The organism is Mycobacterium lentiflavum (assembly GCF_022374895.2).
Lineage (GTDB): Bacteria > Actinomycetota > Actinomycetes > Mycobacteriales > Mycobacteriaceae > Mycobacterium > Mycobacterium lentiflavum.
This window is the reverse complement of the sequence record NZ_CP092423.2, coordinates 2,460,031-2,476,053: the sequence shown is the minus strand read 5'-3', so window position 1 is coordinate 2,476,053 and position 16,023 is coordinate 2,460,031. Positions and strand designations below refer to the sequence as shown.

Annotated in this window: 14 protein-coding genes and 1 riboswitch; of the genes, 5 read left to right on the top strand and 9 right to left on the bottom strand. The window is 67.5% G+C overall.

What is annotated here, in order from left to right:
- Positions 1-7 precede the first annotated feature (7 nt).
- Positions 8-766: a methyltransferase domain-containing protein gene (locus MJO58_RS11790; RefSeq protein WP_090601642.1), complete on the top strand. Its 759-nt coding sequence runs from the start codon at positions 8-10 to the stop codon at positions 764-766.
- Here the strand turns inward: MJO58_RS11790 and MJO58_RS11785 are convergent, their stop codons facing one another.
- On the bottom strand, positions 767-1,693 hold the full coding sequence (locus tag MJO58_RS11785) for an RluA family pseudouridine synthase (RefSeq protein ID WP_090601641.1): 927 nt from the start codon (positions 1,691-1,693) through the stop codon (positions 767-769).
- Positions 1,690-2,292: a signal peptidase II gene (gene lspA, locus MJO58_RS11780; RefSeq protein WP_090601640.1), complete on the bottom strand. Its 603-nt coding sequence runs from the start codon at positions 2,290-2,292 to the stop codon at positions 1,690-1,692. Before lspA ends, MJO58_RS11785 begins: the two co-directional genes overlap by 4 nt.
- A 75-nt stretch (positions 2,293-2,367) precedes the next feature.
- On the opposite strand from lspA, the gene MJO58_RS11775 reads away from it, so the two are divergent.
- Complete coding sequence (locus MJO58_RS11775; RefSeq protein ID WP_239722919.1) at positions 2,368-3,294, top strand: asparaginase; 927 nt, start codon at positions 2,368-2,370, stop codon at positions 3,292-3,294.
- Here MJO58_RS11775 and MJO58_RS11770 read toward each other — a convergent pair.
- Positions 3,259-4,677, bottom strand: a complete 1,419-nt coding sequence (locus MJO58_RS11770; protein ID WP_239722918.1) for a DNA polymerase IV — start codon at positions 4,675-4,677, stop codon at positions 3,259-3,261. The two genes, MJO58_RS11775 and MJO58_RS11770, sit on opposite strands and share 36 nt — an antisense overlap.
- 40 nt (positions 4,678-4,717) lie before the next feature.
- On the opposite strand from MJO58_RS11770, the gene MJO58_RS11765 reads away from it, so the two are divergent.
- Positions 4,718-5,290, top strand: coding sequence for a class I SAM-dependent methyltransferase (locus MJO58_RS11765; RefSeq protein WP_090608877.1), 573 nt, complete (start codon positions 4,718-4,720; stop codon positions 5,288-5,290).
- Here MJO58_RS11765 and MJO58_RS11760 read toward each other — a convergent pair.
- A complete protein-coding gene (locus MJO58_RS11760; RefSeq protein WP_239722917.1) occupies positions 5,279-6,229 on the bottom strand; it encodes a dTDP-glucose 4,6-dehydratase in 951 nt (316 codons plus the stop codon). The two genes, MJO58_RS11765 and MJO58_RS11760, sit on opposite strands and share 12 nt — an antisense overlap.
- A 170-nt stretch (positions 6,230-6,399) precedes the next feature.
- Here MJO58_RS11760 and MJO58_RS11755 point away from each other — a divergent pair, with 170 nt between their 5' ends.
- Positions 6,400-7,419, top strand: a complete 1,020-nt coding sequence (locus MJO58_RS11755) for a hypothetical protein (protein WP_239722916.1) — start codon at positions 6,400-6,402, stop codon at positions 7,417-7,419.
- Here MJO58_RS11755 and MJO58_RS11750 read toward each other — a convergent pair.
- The 5 genes from MJO58_RS11750 to MJO58_RS11730 all read right to left on the bottom strand — a co-directional run bounded on the left by MJO58_RS11750 (position 7,409) and on the right by MJO58_RS11730 (position 14,833).
- Positions 7,409-8,629, bottom strand: coding sequence for a peptidoglycan DD-metalloendopeptidase family protein (locus MJO58_RS11750; protein WP_239722915.1), 1,221 nt, complete (start codon positions 8,627-8,629; stop codon positions 7,409-7,411). The genes MJO58_RS11755 and MJO58_RS11750 overlap by 11 nt on opposite strands.
- Before the next feature lie 88 nt (positions 8,630-8,717).
- Positions 8,718-11,888 (bottom strand): isoleucine--tRNA ligase, encoded by a 3,171-nt coding sequence (ileS, locus tag MJO58_RS11745; protein WP_239723242.1) that lies wholly within the window; start codon positions 11,886-11,888, stop codon positions 8,718-8,720.
- Between the two features lie 346 nt (positions 11,889-12,234).
- Positions 12,235-12,483, bottom strand: a complete 249-nt coding sequence (locus tag MJO58_RS11740) for an Rv1535 family protein (protein ID WP_239722914.1) — start codon at positions 12,481-12,483, stop codon at positions 12,235-12,237.
- A 278-nt stretch (positions 12,484-12,761) separates the two neighbouring features.
- Positions 12,762-12,932, bottom strand: a riboswitch (M-box (ykoK) riboswitch).
- A 171-nt stretch (positions 12,933-13,103) separates the two neighbouring features.
- Positions 13,104-14,228: an NAD(P)H-dependent flavin oxidoreductase gene (locus tag MJO58_RS11735; RefSeq protein ID WP_239722913.1), complete on the bottom strand. Its 1,125-nt coding sequence runs from the start codon at positions 14,226-14,228 to the stop codon at positions 13,104-13,106.
- Positions 14,229-14,263: 35 nt separating this feature from the next.
- The gene (locus MJO58_RS11730; RefSeq protein ID WP_090601636.1) at positions 14,264-14,833 is read right to left on the bottom strand and encodes a carboxymuconolactone decarboxylase family protein; all 570 of its coding nucleotides are present in this window, start codon (positions 14,831-14,833) and stop codon (positions 14,264-14,266) included.
- Positions 14,834-15,121: 288 nt separating this feature from the next.
- Between MJO58_RS11730 and MJO58_RS11725 the strand changes: the two genes are divergently transcribed.
- The gene (locus MJO58_RS11725; protein ID WP_239722912.1) at positions 15,122-16,015 is read left to right on the top strand and encodes a glycosyltransferase family 2 protein; all 894 of its coding nucleotides are present in this window, start codon (positions 15,122-15,124) and stop codon (positions 16,013-16,015) included.
- Positions 16,016-16,023 lie beyond the last annotated feature (8 nt).

Below are 16,023 nucleotides of genomic sequence, written 5' to 3'. Positions count from 1 at the left end.
GCCCGGGATGCGACGGTCGTTCGACGAGCTGATGGCGGAGGCCGTCGCGGCGTCAGTCGTGGGCTGGGACTTCTCCTGGCTGGACGGCAGGGCCACCGAGCAACGCCCGTCCTGGGGATACCAGCGGCAGCTCAGCGCTCGGCTCGCCGCGGTGTCGGCCGCCCTGGACATCAACACCGGGGGCGGCGAGGTGCTCGACGGCGTGCCGTCGTTCCCCCCGACGATGGCGGCCACCGAGTCGTGGCCGCCCAACGCCGCACTGGCTACCCAGCGATTACATCAGCGCGGCGTGGTGGTCATCCGGACCCGCGACGAGCCCCCGCTGCCGTTCGCCGCCGAGGCCTTCGACCTGGTGACCAGCCGGCATCCAATTGCCGTGTGGTGGAGCGAAATTGCCCGCATTTTGCGGCCCGGTGGCACTTACTTCGCGCAGCACCCCGGCCCCGCGACGATGTGCGAGCTGGTCGAATTCGTGATGGGAACGCACCCCGAGTTGGGCGCCCACCTCGAGCCGGCCGTGCAGCGTGCCGACGCACAGGCCGCCGGGTTGCAGATCGTGGACCTCCGCATGGAGACGCTGCGCGCGGAGTTCTTCGACATCGGCGCGGTGGTCTACTTCCTGCGCAAGCTGATTTGGACCGTGCCGGACTTCACCGTCGAGCCCTACTACGGGCGACTGCGGGCCCTGCACGACATCATCGAGGCGGACGGCCGATTCGTCACGCACCCGACGCGGGTGCTGGTCGAGGCCCGCAAGCCCGGCTGATCAGCCCTCGTCGCGCAGCACACCCAACGCGTGGTGCAGGTCGGCCGGGTAGGGGCTGACGAATTCCACCCACCGCCCGTCGGCCGGATGGGCGAACGCCAGCGACCGCGCGTGCAGCCATTGACGTTCCAGGCCAAGCCTTTTCGCGAGTTTTGGGTCGGCGCCGTAGACGAGGTCGCCGCAGCACGGATGGTGCAACGCGGCGAAATGCACCCGAATCTGGTGGGTGCGACCGGTTTCCAGGTGCACGTCGAGCAGGCTGGCGGCGACGAACGCTTCGACGGTGTCGTAGTGGGTGACGCTGTGCCGACCGTTCTGGGTGACCGCGAACTTCCACTCCCCGCCACGATGCCGTCCGATCGGCGCGTCGATGGTCCCGCTGGACGGGTCCGGATGTCCTTGCACCAGAGCGTGGTAGCGCTTGTCGACGGTGCGCTGTTTGAACGCCCGCTTGAGCACGGTGTAGGCCCGTTCAGAGATCGCGACCACCATCACCCCGGAGGTCCCCACGTCGAGGCGGTGCACGATGCCCTGCCGCTCGTGCACACCCGACGTGGTGATCCGGTAGCCCGCGGCGGCCAGGCCGCCGAGCACGGTCGGCCCGCTCCAGCCCACCGAGGCGTGCGCGGCCACCGCCGCCGGCTTGTCGACGACGACGATGTCGTCGTCGGAGTACAGGACGGCCATGCCCTCGATCTCGACGGGCGTGTTCTCCAGCGGCGCCGGCGCCTCGGGCAACCGCACCTCCAGCCAGGCGCCGGGTGTCAGTCGGTCTGACTTGCCCGCCTGCACACCGTCGAGTTCGACGCCGCCGTCCTCGGCGATGGCCGCCACCGCGCTGCGGGACAGGCCCAACAGGCGCGACAGCCCGGCGTCGACACGCATGCCCGCCAATCCCTCCGGAACGGGCATCGAGCGGTTGGTCATGTGGTGCGGTCGGGCTTACGACGACCTACCGAGTCGAAATCGAAGCCGAACACCGAGAGCACGACCAGCAGGATCGCGCCGCCGACCACGGCCGGGTCCGCGACGTTGAACACCGGCCACCAGCCGATCGACAAGAAATCGACGACATGGCCCCGAAGCGGTCCCGGCGCGCGGAAGAAGCGGTCCACCAGGTTGCCGGTGGCGCCGCCGAGGATCATGCCGAGGCCCACCGCCCACCACGGCGACACCAGCCGCCGGCCCATCCAGAAAATGCCGAGCACCACACCGGTGGCGATCAGTGTCAACATCCAGGTGTAGCCGGTCGCCATCGAGAATGCGGCCCCGGAATTGCGCACCAACGTCCAGGTCACCGTGTCGCCGATGATCGACACCGGCTGTCCAGGCGGCAGCAGTCGGACGGCGAGCACTTTGGTCACGACGTCGAGCGCCAGCACGACGGCCGCGACCGACAACAGCAGCCGCAGCCGCCTCGGAGCGGACGGCGGCGCGGGTGCTTCGGGCTCTGCCACTTCCCCGGACGTTTCGGCCTGCGCCGCGGACGTCACCGGCTCGGCCGATCCTGTTGGTTCTTCGGGCACCTCCCCATCATCCCCTAGCGCCCGGCTCCGTTGGGTGCGGCCTCGCCGCCCCGGCAGGTGCGGAATGATTCGGCTATGGGCCGCATCACCGTCATCGCCACCGGCGGCACGATTTCGACCAGCACCGGCGCCGACGGCGTGCGCCGCCCCAGCCGCACCGGGTCCGACCTCACCGCCGGCCTCGACGTCGACGTCGTCGACCTGATGGCGGTGGACAGCTCGGAACTGACGATGCCCGACTGGGACCGGATCGGCGATGCGGTGCGGGTCGCGGTCGCCGACGGCGCCCAGGGCGTGGTCGTCGCGCACGGCACCGACACCATGGAGGAGACCGCGCTGTGGCTCGACCTCACCTACTCCGGCAGTCCGCCGGTCGTCCTGACCGGCGCGATGCGCAGCGCCGACGCCCCGGACTCCGACGGGCCCGCCAACCTGCGCGACGCGGTGGCGGTGGCGGCCAGTCCGGCCGCGCGCGGCCTCGGTGTGCTGGTGTCCTTCGCCGGGCGGGTACTGCAACCGCTGGGCATGCACAAGGTGGCCACCCAGGACCTGAGCGGCTTCGCCGGCGAGCTGGTCGGCACGACGCCGGGCGGCGTGGCACTCAACGGCGCCAAACTCCGTCCCTACCTCGGTGAGCTGCGGGCGGCCGAAGCGCCGCGGGTCGACATCGTCGCGGCCTATCTGGGCAGCGACTCGGTGGCGCTGGACGCCTTCGTGGGCGCTGGAGCGCGGGCCGTCGTGCTCGAGGCGCTGGGCTCGGGCAATGCCGGGGCCGCGGTGGTCGACGGCGTGCGCCGGCACTGCGCGAACGGGATCGTCGTCGGGGTGTCCACCCGGGTCCCCGGCGGCGGGGTCAGCGCGGGCTACGGCCCCGGCCACGACCTGGTCGAAGCCGGTGCCGTGCTGGTGCCACGGTTGCGGCCGCCGCAGGCCCGGGTGCTGCTGATGGCCGCGCTGGCCGCGGGCTCACCGGTCGGCGACGTCATCGCCCGCTGGGGCTGAGGCCTCGGCGGTGGCCCCGGTGCGCAGCTCGCCCAGGTAGTCCGGCCAATCCAGCGAATCGATCGGGTTGGCGCCGACGAGATCGGCGGTGTCGGCGGGAAACGTCCGGGCGACGCCCGGCCCGCTGCTTCGGGTTTCGAACCGCACAGTGACGACGCCGTGGCCGGCGCCCTGCACCCAGCCGTGCCCGAGTTCGCGGTGCTCGACGTCGAGGCCGACCCGCCACGGCGAGGCCTCGGGGGCGAACATCGCGTCGGTCGCGGTCTGCGTTACCGTTTGCACAAAGTGCTGCGCCTCCGGTTCCGGCGCCGCGAGCTCGAGGTCCGGGAACAGCGACTCCTGGCGCACGTCGCTCAACCCAGAAAACCCAACGCCGAGTAGACGAATCGGCCCGACCTCGCGCGGATCGAGCAGCAGTCGCCGGGCCAGCGCGACCAGCGCGCCGGACTCCGTCGTCGCATACGGCAAGGTCGCGGAGCGGGTCAGCGTGCTCATGTCGGACTTCTTCAGCTTCACCGTGACGGTGCGGGCGCCGCGACCGTCGCGCAGCAGCCGCTGATAGGCATGCTCGGCGATCGGAGCGATCGCATCGTGCAACTGCTCGAGACTGGTCAGGTCGACCGCGAAGGTGGATTCGGCGCTGATCTGCTTGGCCTCGGCGCGCTCGGCGACGGGGCGATCGTCGATGCCGCGGGCCAGCCGGTGCAGCGCCAGGCCGACCGTCGCGCCCAGGATGTTGGCGACCTCGGCGTCGGTCAGCGCGGCCAGCTGCCCGATCGTCTCGATGCCGAGCCGATTCAGCTTCTCCTCGGCGACCGGGCCGATTCCCCACAGCCGCCGCACCGGCAGCCCGTCGAGCAGCAACCGTTCCTCGGCGCGCCCGACCACCCGGATGCCGTCGGGTTTGGCCAGCCCGGAGGCGATCTTGGCGATCTGCTTGCCCGAGCCGGCGCCCACCGAGGCGATCAACCCGGTCTCGTCGCGCACTCGTCGCCGCAACCCCTCGCAGAACCGCTCGACGTCCGCCGCGGACGCCCCGGCGAGCTGCGGCGGCTCCCCGAACGCCTCGTCGAAGGACAGCTGCTCGACGACCGGAACCACGGCGCGTACTACGTCGAACACCCGCCGGCTGGCCACCCCGTACACCACGCCGCGCGGCGGCAGCACCACCGCGGTCACACCGATCATCCGGCGGGCCTGGTGCATCGGCATGGCTGAGCGCGCCCCGAACACCCGCGCCTCGTAACTCGCCCCGGCCACCACCCCCCGGCCGCCCAGCCCGCCGACCAGCACCGGCCGGCCTCGCAGCGTCGGGCGGGTGAGCTGCTCGACGGAGGCGAAGAACGCGTCCATGTCCAGGTGCAGGACCCAACGCGACTCCATCCGATAAATGCTATTGCGCTACTGGGCTAACGTTTTCCGCATGGCCATGAACCTCGCGCATCGCCGGATCTGCAGCTCGCAGCGCTGGGCTAAAGCAGTCGAAGATGATCTGCTGCCCTGGGCGCTGGCCGACGTTGACTTGGGCGACAACACCCTGGAGATCGGGCCCGGTTACGGCGCGATCCTGCGGGTGCTGCTCGACAAGACGCCGAAGCTCACCTCGGTGGAGATCGACACGCCGATGGCGCAGCGACTGCAGCGCCGCTACGGCGACCGGGCGCGAATCATCAACGGCGACGCCACTGCGACCGGGTTGCCGGACGACGAGTTCAGCTCGGTGGTGTCGTTCACGATGCTGCACCACGTGCCGACGGTCGAACTGCAGGACCGGTTGTTCGCCGAAGCTTTCCGGGTGCTGCGCCCCGGCGGGGTGTTCGCCGGCAGCGACAGCGTGAACTCGCTGCGCTTCCGGATCCTGCATTTTCGCGACATCTGCAACACCGTCTCGCCGGACACCCTGCCGGATCGCTTGCGCGCGGCGGGATTCGGCCACGTCGAGGTCGAGGTGCGCGGCGGTCGGCTGCGCTGGCGCGCGGTCAAACTAGCCGACTAGTTGCTGCGGCTGCTCCTTGGCCCACGCGATGTAGCGGTCGATGCCTGCCCAGATGTCGACCTTCGGCGCGAACCCGATGCTGCGTGCCAGCGCGATGCTGGCGGGAAATCGGCTCACTTCGCCCGGGCGCGCGGGTCCGTTGACCACTCGGGTGTGGAATCTCGCGGCGATGTATTCGGCGATGTCGCGTACCCGGGTATTGGTGCCGCTGGCGAAGTTGATCGCGCGGCCCTTGAGATCTGGGGTGTCGAGCACCAGTCGGTAGGCGTCCACCGCATCGCTGACGTGGAGGTAGTCGCGCGTCGCGGAGCCGTCGCCGAAGACGGTGAGGTCCTGACCGGCGATGGCGCGGCGCACCAGGATCGGAATCAGCGCGCCGAAGGCTCCACTTTTCTGTCGCTCACCAAAGATGTTGAACGGACGAACAATCGCGATGTCCATGCCATACGAGCGGAAGTACGAGTAACACAGCCGGTCGGCGGCGGCCTTCGACGCGGCGTATGGGCTGTTCGGTCTCGGTTCTGCCGTTTCGTCGAGCAGCGCATCGGGGGCCAGGCTGTGACCGTCTCCGTACACCTCACAGGTCGACGCGAAGATGACTCGCGAACCGTATTCGCGTGCGGCCTCGAGAACGTGGTGCGTGCCCATCACATTGGTCTCGAGAAAGCTTCGAGGATCGTCAAGTGACTTGTCCACGTTTACATTTGCCGCCAGGTGGAAAATGACGTCGTGGTCGCGCGCGGTCTTGCTGACCAACTCCCAATCGGTCACGGAACCGAATACGACGTCCGCCGATTCGTTCATCTGGAAACTACGCAGATTTTCCTTGGCAGCAATGGACAACGTGTTGAGGACGGTCACCTGGTGTCCGATGGCGAGCAGGGCCTCCGACAGATGGCTGCCCTGGAAGCCCGCCCCGCCAGTTACGAGAATTCGCACGACTTTCCGCTCTCCCGTCATATGCGTGTTGTGGCGCATCCTAGCCATTGCACGGGCCGGATTTGTCGCTAATGCAAATTCCGTGAAGTGCGCGATGGGTGCCGCGGATTGGCGGTACGTTGTGAATCGCCCAACGAGCGCCCAGCTTTCGAAGGAACAGAGAACGTCACGTGTGTTCGCCACATGCCGGGTCTGCCGCGATCGACACCTTTGAGCTCGAGCAGCAGGTCGCGTCGTGGTCTGCCCACCCCGCGCTGGCCGAGCTCGTCGGGCTGTTCGGCGGTGCCATCCCTGACGGACTGAGCCTGAGCGACCGGCTGGCGTTCCTCGACGAGTTCAGCAACGCGTGGGACTATCGGGGCCGGGCCCGCGCAGCCGCCGCGGAACGGCTCAGCAGCCAGGACGCCGCAGGCGCGGCCAGGTGGCTGATCCCTCGGTTGCCCCTGCCTGCCGCGCAGCAAGACAGGATCGAGGCGGCGACGGCCGCGTTGGGCGTGACGGGCGAAACCTTGCCTGAAGGAACGGATTTCGATCACATCCTGGTCATCGGCGGCGCGCGATACACCAACCTGCTGCGCGCCCGGTATGCGCGTGAGATCGCCACCGGCCGCCGCGTCGGCCACGTGGTGCTGGCCGCCGCGTCCCGGCCCGTGCTCGACTCCGAGCAGGATGCGATCGACGCGTGTGCGCCGGGTGCCCGCACCGAATTCGAGCTGATGGCCTTCGGCGCGGCCGACGCGTTCGGGCTCGACACCCGCGAGCTGATGGAGCATGTGCGCGGGCGGGTCGGCAAGCCGCAGGGCGACGAGACGGTATGGCGCTTCGCGCCGGCGAGCAACGAGCTCGGTGTGCCGATCACGCTGCTCGAGACGCCATCGCCGGATCCGGACCGTCGCCGGGCGAACTCGTCGGACACCTACACCTTCGCCGCTCGGACGGTAGGCATGCGTGGCTCGTCGTGTCTGATGGTGACCGGCCAACCGGTGGGCCACTACCTGCACTTCGAGGCGCTGCGATCGTTGGCGGTGCCGTTCGGGATACGGGTGGCATCAGCGAGTTTCGGCGTCGAGCGCTACAACCGGCTCGGCGAAAAAGACGAGCAGCATCCTGCCAAGGTGCTACAGGAGGTCCGCTCGGCGATTCGGTCCGCACGCGGGCTGCTCGAACAGCTCGAACAGCTCACCCGGTGATCGTGCACGGCGAGGACGCCGGGAAGGTCCCCGACACCGGTCGCGGGCGGCCGGCCGGAGGCCACGGTTGCAACCCCAAGTTGGCCAGATAGCGGACCGGACTGGTGTGCTCACCGTCGACGCGAACCTCGAAATGCAAGAAGCCGTCTCGGGATTGGGTTTCCGGGCCGAGGGCGCCGATCCGTGCTCCCGCGGCCACCCGGTCGTCGACGGCGATCCGGCTCTCGTCGCCCGGACGGAACACGTAGACCGTCTCGAGGTCGCGGCACGAGACGGTGACCGACCGAAGCCCGTCGGGGCCGAGATCGCGCACGGCCGAGACGGTTCCCGACGTCACCGCATGGATCGGGGTGCCGGGATCCGCGGCGAAGTCGACGCCGGGATGAAACGACGCGGCCCGGCGTCCGTAGCCGGAACCGACCGCCAGGCTGTCGCGATCGATGGGTAGCCGGGTGCCCGGCTCGGCCCGGTCGAAGTCGCCACGCACCCGACGCCGGTAGTCGGCCTTGAGCAGTTCGATCTCCTCATAGGCGTAGCCGAACAGCAGGGCGCGGTCGTAGGGCACGCCGTAGTTCAACTCGGAGTCCGGATCGATCTTGCGGTAGTGCTCGACCTTGCCGATCCGTTCGGCCAGGGTTGCCCATCCGGTGTGGTGCAACCGGATCTCGTTCACCAGGCCAATGCGGCCGTGCTCGGTGATATTGGCGGGCCAGTGCGGGTTGTGGATCACCCGGGTGCCGGCCCGCAGCCCGGGTCGCCACCGCCAGAACGGCCCGCGCACCGATTCCGCCGTTCCCATCACGGGGATCATGTCCGGATAATCCGGGTCGTTCCAGGCCGGGATCATCGGGCACATCAGCGCCGCGACGTCGTCCGGCGTGCCCGCCAATACCTCGCGGATATCGACGTCCGCCTCGACGATTTGGTCGGAGTCGATCATCACGATCCAGTCCGGCCGGCAGAAATCGGCCATCCGGTACAGCAGTTCCAGCCCGGGCGGTTCGGGGATCAGCCACGGCGTCCGGGGCAGGTCGGGGCGGGCCCGCACCAGGTTGGTCACCGCGGGGTGCCGGCGCAGGATCTCCGCACTGTCGTCGGTGCTGCGGTCGTCGATTGCGTAGATGTCGTCGCACCACCCGGCCAACGCGTCCAGGACGCGGGGCAAGACGTCGGCACCGTTGTGCACCCGGAACACGCCCAGTATCCGCAACGACGCCTCTCCCGTGTTGGTTTCCCCTAACCGGACGCTACCGCTTGCTGACGACAGGCAGCGCGGCGTGCCACCGCGACGTCCGCGGTCAGGATTTGGCGATCTCGACCCGCACGCCGTCGCCGATCTCCGCCGCATCCACTAGATCGCCGAATTCGAAACTGGTGGCCAGGATTTCACCCGCGATCAGGTCGCGGTGCGCGCGCGCCCAGTCGGCCCGTTCGGCGGGCACCGACATCACGACGCGAATGCGATCCGAGACGTCCAGTCCGGTCGACTTGCGCAACTCCTGCAGCTCGCGGATCCGGTCCTTGGCCCAACCTTCGGCCTCCAGCTCCGGGGTCACCGTGCCGTCCAGCACCACCAGGCCGGCGCCCCCGGGCAGCGCCGCGGTGAACTCCGGGTCGGCGGCCACCAGCCGCGAGCTGTACTCCTCGGGCTGCAGCACCGCGGGCCCGGCGGTCAAGGTGCCGTCGGGGTTGACGACGCCCTCGCCGGCCTTGACCGCCTTGATCGCGGCCTGCACGTCCTTGCCCAGCCGCGGCCCGGCCACCCGGGCGTTGACGGTGAGCTCGAAGCGGCCGTAGGTGTCGATCGCGTCGGTCAGTTCCACCTGCTTGACGTTGAGCTCGTCGGCGATCAAGTCGGTGAATGGCACCAGCTGCTGCGGATCCTCCACCGCCACAGTCAGTTTCGGCAGTGGCAGCCGCACCCGCAACTTCTTGGCCTTGCGCAGCGACGACGCTGCCGAGCACACCTCGCGAACCTGGTCCATCGCGGCCACCAGATCGGCGTCCGCGGGCAGCGCGCCGGCCTGCGGCCAATCCGTCAGGTGCACCGAACGTTCGCCGGTCAGACCACGCCAGATGATCTCGGTAATCAACGGCAGCAGCGGTGCCGCCAGTCGCGAGGTCATCTCCAGCACGGTGTGCAGGGTGTCGATCGCGTCGGTGTCTTCCTCCCAGAACCGCGAACGTGACCGTCGCACATACCAATTCGTCAGCGCCTCGGTGAACTGGCGCAGCTGCTCGCAGGCCCCGGAGATGTCGCAGACCTCCAGCGAGTCGGTGAGCTCGTCGCGCAGCACGGCCACCTTCGCCAGGATGTAGCGGTCCAGCACGTGTGCCGAATCGGTACGCCAGGTGCCGACTTTCGGCGCGTAAAGAGCCAGGAAGCTGTAGGCGTTCCACAGCGGCAGCAACACCTGGCGCACACCCTCGCGGATGCCCTGTTCGGTGACGATCAGGTTGCCGCCCCGCAGGATCGGTGAGGCCATCAGGAACCAGCGCATCGCGTCGGAGCCGTCGCGGTCGAACACCTCGCTGACGTCGGGGTAGTTGCGCAGCGACTTGCTCATCTTCTGCCCGTCGGATCCGAGCACAATCCCGTGTGCCACACAGGTTTTGAAGGCTGGCCGGTCGAACAGCGCGGTGGCCAGCACATGCAGCGTGTAGAACCAGCCACGAGTCTGCCCGATGTATTCCACGATGAAGTCACCCGGATAGTGCCCACCCTCTCCGGCCGCCCCGCCCGCGAACCAGTCCGCATTCTCGAACGGGAAGTGCACCTGGGCATACGGCATCGATCCCGAGTCGAACCACACGTCGAGCACGTCGGGAATGCGCCGCATCGTGCTGTTTCCGGAAGGATCGTCAGGGTTGGGCCGGGTGAGTTCGTCGATGTAGGGCCGGTGTAAGTTGGTGGGCCGCACCCCGAAGTCCCGCTCCAGCTCGTCGAGGCTGCCGTAGACGTCGATGCGCGGGTAGGCCGGGTCATCGGATTTCCACACCGGAATCGGGCTGCCCCAGTAGCGATTTCGCGAGATCGACCAGTCACGCGCGCCCTGCAGCCACTTACCGAACTGGCCGTCCTTGACGTGCTCGGGGTACCAGGTGATCTGCTGGTTGAGTTCCACCATGCGATCCCGGAATTCGGTGACCGAGACGAACCACGACGATACCGCCCGGTAGATCAGCGGATTGCGGCATCGCCAGCAGTGCGGGTAGGGATGCTCGTAGGTTTCGTGACGGATCAGTACCGGCTGGTTCACCGCCGCCGGACCGCTCTGGTTCTTCAGGTCGCGGATGATGTGCGGGTTGGCATCAAAGACGTGCTGCCCCTGGTAATCCGGGACCGTGACGTCGAAGCGGCCCTTGGAGTCGACCGGCGTGACCGGCACGATGCCCACCTTGTCGGTGGTCGCCATGTCGTCCTCACCGTAGGCCGGCGCCATGTGCACGATTCCGGTGCCGTCGTCGGTGGTGACGAAGTCGCCCGGCAGCACCTGAAACGCCTTGGCTCGCCCTGGTTCTGGGTCCATGAAATACGGGAACGGGGGCAGGTAGCGGGTGCCCAGCAGGTCGGCGCCCGAATAGGTGCCAAGTATCTCGGGCTCTTCACCGAGTTCTTTTGCGTAGGCCGCCAGGCGCGACTCGGCCAGCACGAAGCGCCGGTCCCCGACGGTGACCTGGACGTAGGTCACCTCGGGGTTGACGGCAACGGCCAGGTTCGACGGCAGCGTCCACGGCGTGGTCGTCCACACCAGCAGGTAAGCGCCGGCTAATCCTTTCGGGGCACCACCGGCTGCTACCGGGAAACCCACCGTCACGGCCGGGTCCTGGCGGCTTTGGTAGACGTCGTCGTCCATCCGCAATTCGTGGTTGGACAACGGGGTTTCGTCGCGCCAGCAGTACGGCAGCACCCGGTAACCCTCGTAGGCCAGGCCCTTGTCCCACAGCTGTTTGAACGCCCAGATCACCGACTCCATATAGGGCAGGTCAAGCGTCTTGTAGTCGTTGTCGAAGTCGACCCAGCGCGCCTGGCGGGTGACGTAGGCCTGCCATTCGGCCGTGTAGCGCAATACCGATTCCCGGCAGGCCTCGTTGAAGGCGGCGATGCCCATGTCGTCGATTTGGGACTTGTCGGTGATGCCCAGCTGGCGTTCGACTTCGAGTTCGGCGGGCAGCCCATGGGTGTCCCAGCCGAAGCGGCGGTCCACCTTGTAGCCCCGCATGGTGCGGTAGCGCGGGACGATGTCTTTCACATACCCGGTCAGCAAGTGTCCGTAGTGCGGCAGCCCGTTGGCGAACGGCGGCCCGTCGTAGAACACGTACTCTTCGGCGCCGTCGCGCTGCGAGATGCTGGCCCGGAAGGTGTCGTCGCGGGTCCAGTAGTCGAGGACTTCGAGTTCGAGCGCCGGAAAGTCGGGGGCTCCCCCGGCCAGCTTGGGATAGGCCCTGGCGCCGGCTTCGCCGCTGATTGAGTCGGTCACGGTGCGCGTCGTCTCCTGCGTGCCTACGGTCAGGCCGGGGACGAGGTCGCGCAATCTGCGCGAGCACCGCGGTACCACCCCGCTTGCCACGCTCGCACGCGGCCGCTCGATTCAGGCTGTGACGGGCCTCCCCGTTCGGTTCTACTGGGCCGCCCCGATAGTGGAGCGGGCTGTTCTTCCGAAGGCTCCCCGGTGATAGCCGGATCGATGCCGTGAACAAGATTCTACGGACTACTGCAAATCAATCACTGCCGGCTCCAAGGGGCCAGCTGGCCGCACATCGTGTCTGCGGTCGACTAGCCCCTTGGAGCCATCGGCTGGGCCACATCCATCGTCACCGAACCTCGATGAACCCGACGCGCCACAGCGCCGCGTAGAGGTGACGGACGGGGACGCTCAGCAGGCGGGCGGCACCGGTCACCAGTGGGTCGCCGGCGCCGAAGTATCCGGCGTCGGCGGGCCGGGCGGCCTGCGTGGGCACCGGCGCCCGCGTGGGCACCGACGTGGGCGCCGTGTCGCGCACGACACGCAGGTTGCGGACGGGCGCTACGGCCACTACTTCGTCGAAGAGTACTGCGGTCATGATCGTCTCCTAACGGAATTGCAAACGGGTTCTGACTGGACTGATGTGTCCCGACCCGTCCGGGTTCCGATCCGAGAACGCTTGAGCGCTAAATCGATTCGCTAGCTCGAGGCGTCGGGCCGGAGGCCGGATTGGGACGGAGCCTGTGCTGGATATCCATCCGGACTGCCACTGGAACTCATACGTCCCTCACCTCCTCCACGGCCACGACGCGTGCGGGTTACCCGCGCCTATCTGCGCGCACCACAAGGAGTTCAGAATCCGGCGACCGCCGGAAATCCGCACCCCTCTCGTCAGAGCTTTGGCACCACACGACGTGTCCGGAAACTCCGGAAGCCACTTGGACTCAACCCTTAAGCCGGGAAGAGCTGTCCTGACCCGGGGCGTCTTTCGACGTTCGGGGTCAGTGGCCTGTGTTCGTGTAGCCGCCTCACCTAACGAGGTGCTGCTGTAGATACTCCACGAGGCACCCGGCCCGGGTCAATGTGATCTAAGCCGTGTCGCGCAACTTTATGGGTTTACTACGCCGCTTCACAGCTTTCGATCAGGTTTGACAGCCCTGACCTGGACGAACGCCTCGCTGTGGCATGGTTCACACCAATCCGAACCCGCCCTGACAGTCAGTTGTCGGCTAAGTCTTCCAGCCGTCCGATGGTGTCGGCGAACTCCTCGATCATGTCGAGCACGACCGCGCGTGTCGGCCGGACGCGGTCGAGCGAACCGACCACCTGGCCGACGAAATAGGTTGCCAGCTCACGTGCCTTCGCACCGGGATGGGCGGCCGCTTGGTTGATGCGCAGCTGCGGTTCGGCGACGAGGTTGGTCTGCAGCGGCATCCCCAGCGGAGCCGGGTTTTCGGGCCGCTCCCACTCGTCGGTCCAAGCGGTCCGCAGCATCCGCGCCGGCTTGCCCGTCATCGACCGCGATCGCACGGTGTCCGAGGAACTGGCGGCCAGGAACTTCTCCTTGACCACCGGATCGGTCTCGGCCTCCTCGGTGGTCAGCCACACCGAGCCGCACCACACGCCCTCGGCGCCCAGCGCCAGGGCCGCCGCGATCTGACGCCCGCGGGCGATCCCGCCCGCCGCCAGGACCGGGACCGGCGCGACCGCGTCGACGACTTCGGGAACCAGGACCATGGTCGCCACCTCGCCGGTGTGGCCGCCGGCTTCGGTGCCCTGCGCGACGATCAGGTCGACGCCGGCCGCGGCATGCCGTCGCGCGTGTGCGGTGGTGCCGGCCAGCGCGGCGACCAACACCTCGTGGCGGTGCGCGCGTTCGACGAGGTCGGCCGGGGGTGAACCGAGCGCACTGGCGATCAACCGAATGTCATGCGCGAACGCCACTTCCAGTAATGGCTCGTAACCCTTGGGTGAGATGTTGAGGCCGCCGACGGATGCCCGCGGCGGTTCTGCCGGAGCCGAGATGCCGTACCGGGCGAGCAAGTCTTCGACGAACGCACGATGTTCCTCGGGGAGCAACTCCCTGACTTGCTTAGCGTCGATGCCACCTTTCTCGGCGCCGACGTATTTCGGCGGCAACAACAGGTCGACCCCGTAGGGCTTGCCGCCGGTCTGCTCCTCGATCCAGTCCAGTTCGTTCTGCAGCCGTTTCGGACTGTGCGCGACGGCGCCCAGAACTCCGAATCCGCCCGCGTTGGTGACCGCGGCGACGACGTCGCGACAGTGGCTGAACGCGCATATCGGGAACTCCACACCGAGCATCTCGGCGACTCTGGTCCGCATCCCTCGACGCTAGGAGTTATCGCCGGGCAAGGCAATCAGCCCGCCGGAGCACGCCCGTCCGGCGGCCAGCCCGCCACGCCGTCCTCCAACGGGACCTCGAGGCTCTGCAGGATCGACGAGATCATCCGCCACGCGCTGATCGCGGTGACGAGTTCGACGAGAGTCGCTGTGTCGCCTTGCAATTCGCGCTCGCAGGCGGCCCAGCTTTGGCTGCTGACCGCGCCGTCGCGCACCACGTCGTCGGTGGCCGCCAGCACCGCTCGCTCGCTGGGCCCGAAACCCTCGTGCTGTTGCCAATCCCGCACAGCGAGCAGGTCCTCGGTCGTGACGCCTAACCGAGTGGCGACGCGCCAATGCTGCGTCCATTCGTATTCGCACGCGGTGAGCCAACCGATCCGCATGATCACCAGCTCCCGCAACCGCGCGTCGAGCGAACCGTGCCACAGCATCGTCGCGAGCAGATCATTGACCGCGCGCGCCAGCGGCGGATGGTTGAGCAACACCTGGAAGATGCTGAGCTCGGCCATGTAATCCGGTATCGCCGCCTCGTCGGCAGCGGCCTTGGCCTCGCCGAGCGGCAGTCCCGGCACACGGGCTGTTGTCATCGGGCACTCCGATCAACTGGCGGAACGTTTGCAATGGTAGTCAGCGGTACCCGGGCTTCAGGGCGCGGCAGTCATCGGGGGCCGCCCACAGATAGACGCGTGTTGAACAACGGGCGTTTACCGGTGAACGTTCTACGAAAATGCGGCTACTCACCCCGCTTCCCGGTCGCCATCACAATACGGTTTGAACAAAAGGGCGCAATGAATTGGTGCCCCTCGCAGCTGAATTCGGGGCCGGCTGTCTAAGGCGCTGGCTGTCCCCCCACGTCCGCAGATTGGGTGTAAGCCATGGCGCAACAGCCCTCGGTCACGATCGTCATTCCCGCCTACAACGAAGAACGGTTCATCGGCAAATGCCTGGAATCGTGCATCAATCAGACCTCAGCGCCGGACGAAATAATTGTGGTCAACAACAAGTCGACCGACGACACGGCATCGATTGTGCGCAAATATCAAGCAGCGGCGCCGCATCTGGACATCCAGCTACTCGACCAGAGCACCTACCAGGGCGCCGCGCCCACCCGTGACTACGGCTTCGATCATGCACGCGGCGACGTGTTCGGCCGCATTGACGCCGATACCGTCATTCCGCCGGATTGGGTCGAGAAGGTTCGCAACTACTTCCAGGATCCCGACATCGACGCCGCGAGTGGTCCGATCGCTATTTACGACCTGCCTTTTCGGGGCTTCCTCTTCTGGGTCGATTCCACGCTTCGCCACCACCTGCACAAGCACGTCCGCAGTGAACGGTTTCTGCTCGGCTGCAACATGGCAATTCGCGCCACAGCGTGGAAGGGCGTCCGTCTTAAGACGCAGCTGGACCCGGAAGTGCGCCTGCACGAAGATATCGACCTGGCGCTGACGCTGTTCAAAAATGATTTCGTGATTTCCTACGCACCGTCCATGGTCGCCGCTATCTCAGGCCGGCGGGTGGAAGACTCACCGCGCGATTTCTACCGGTATGCCACGCGTTACACGCGGACGACCAAACTGCACGGCATCAAGAGCCCCACGGCACATACGACCATTGCCACCCTACTGCTGCTGTATTACCCGTTCCGGACGATGCGGTTCTTCTACGACGCCGACCGACACGAATTCACATTGGCAAAGCTGCGGGACCGCCTGCCGGGCGCAAGGGCCCGCAGCGCGCCCGGCGTGCAGCAGCCCAACGCGGCTTAATACTCTGC

What these genes read in the sequence shown, in the direction of transcription:
- MJO58_RS11765 (WP_090608877.1), top strand. Translation starts at nt 4,718, where the DNA reads ATGGCCATGAACCTCGCGCATCGCCGGATCTGCAGCTCGCAGCGCTGG.
- MJO58_RS11740 (WP_239722914.1), bottom strand. Translation starts at nt 12,483, where the DNA reads ATGACCGCAGTACTCTTCGACGAAGTAGTGGCCGTAGCGCCCGTCCGC.
- MJO58_RS11770 (WP_239722918.1), bottom strand. Translation starts at nt 4,677, where the DNA reads ATGGAGTCGCGTTGGGTCCTGCACCTGGACATGGACGCGTTCTTCGCC.
- MJO58_RS11725 (WP_239722912.1), top strand. Translation starts at nt 15,122, where the DNA reads ATGGCGCAACAGCCCTCGGTCACGATCGTCATTCCCGCCTACAACGAA.
- MJO58_RS11785 (WP_090601641.1), bottom strand. Translation starts at nt 1,693, where the DNA reads ATGACCAACCGCTCGATGCCCGTTCCGGAGGGATTGGCGGGCATGCGT.
- MJO58_RS11735 (WP_239722913.1), bottom strand. Translation starts at nt 14,228, where the DNA reads ATGCGGACCAGAGTCGCCGAGATGCTCGGTGTGGAGTTCCCGATATGC.
- MJO58_RS11730 (WP_090601636.1), bottom strand. Translation starts at nt 14,833, where the DNA reads ATGACAACAGCCCGTGTGCCGGGACTGCCGCTCGGCGAGGCCAAGGCC.
- MJO58_RS11790 (WP_090601642.1), top strand. Translation starts at nt 8, where the DNA reads ATGCGACGGTCGTTCGACGAGCTGATGGCGGAGGCCGTCGCGGCGTCA.
- MJO58_RS11775 (WP_239722919.1), top strand. Translation starts at nt 2,368, where the DNA reads ATGGGCCGCATCACCGTCATCGCCACCGGCGGCACGATTTCGACCAGC.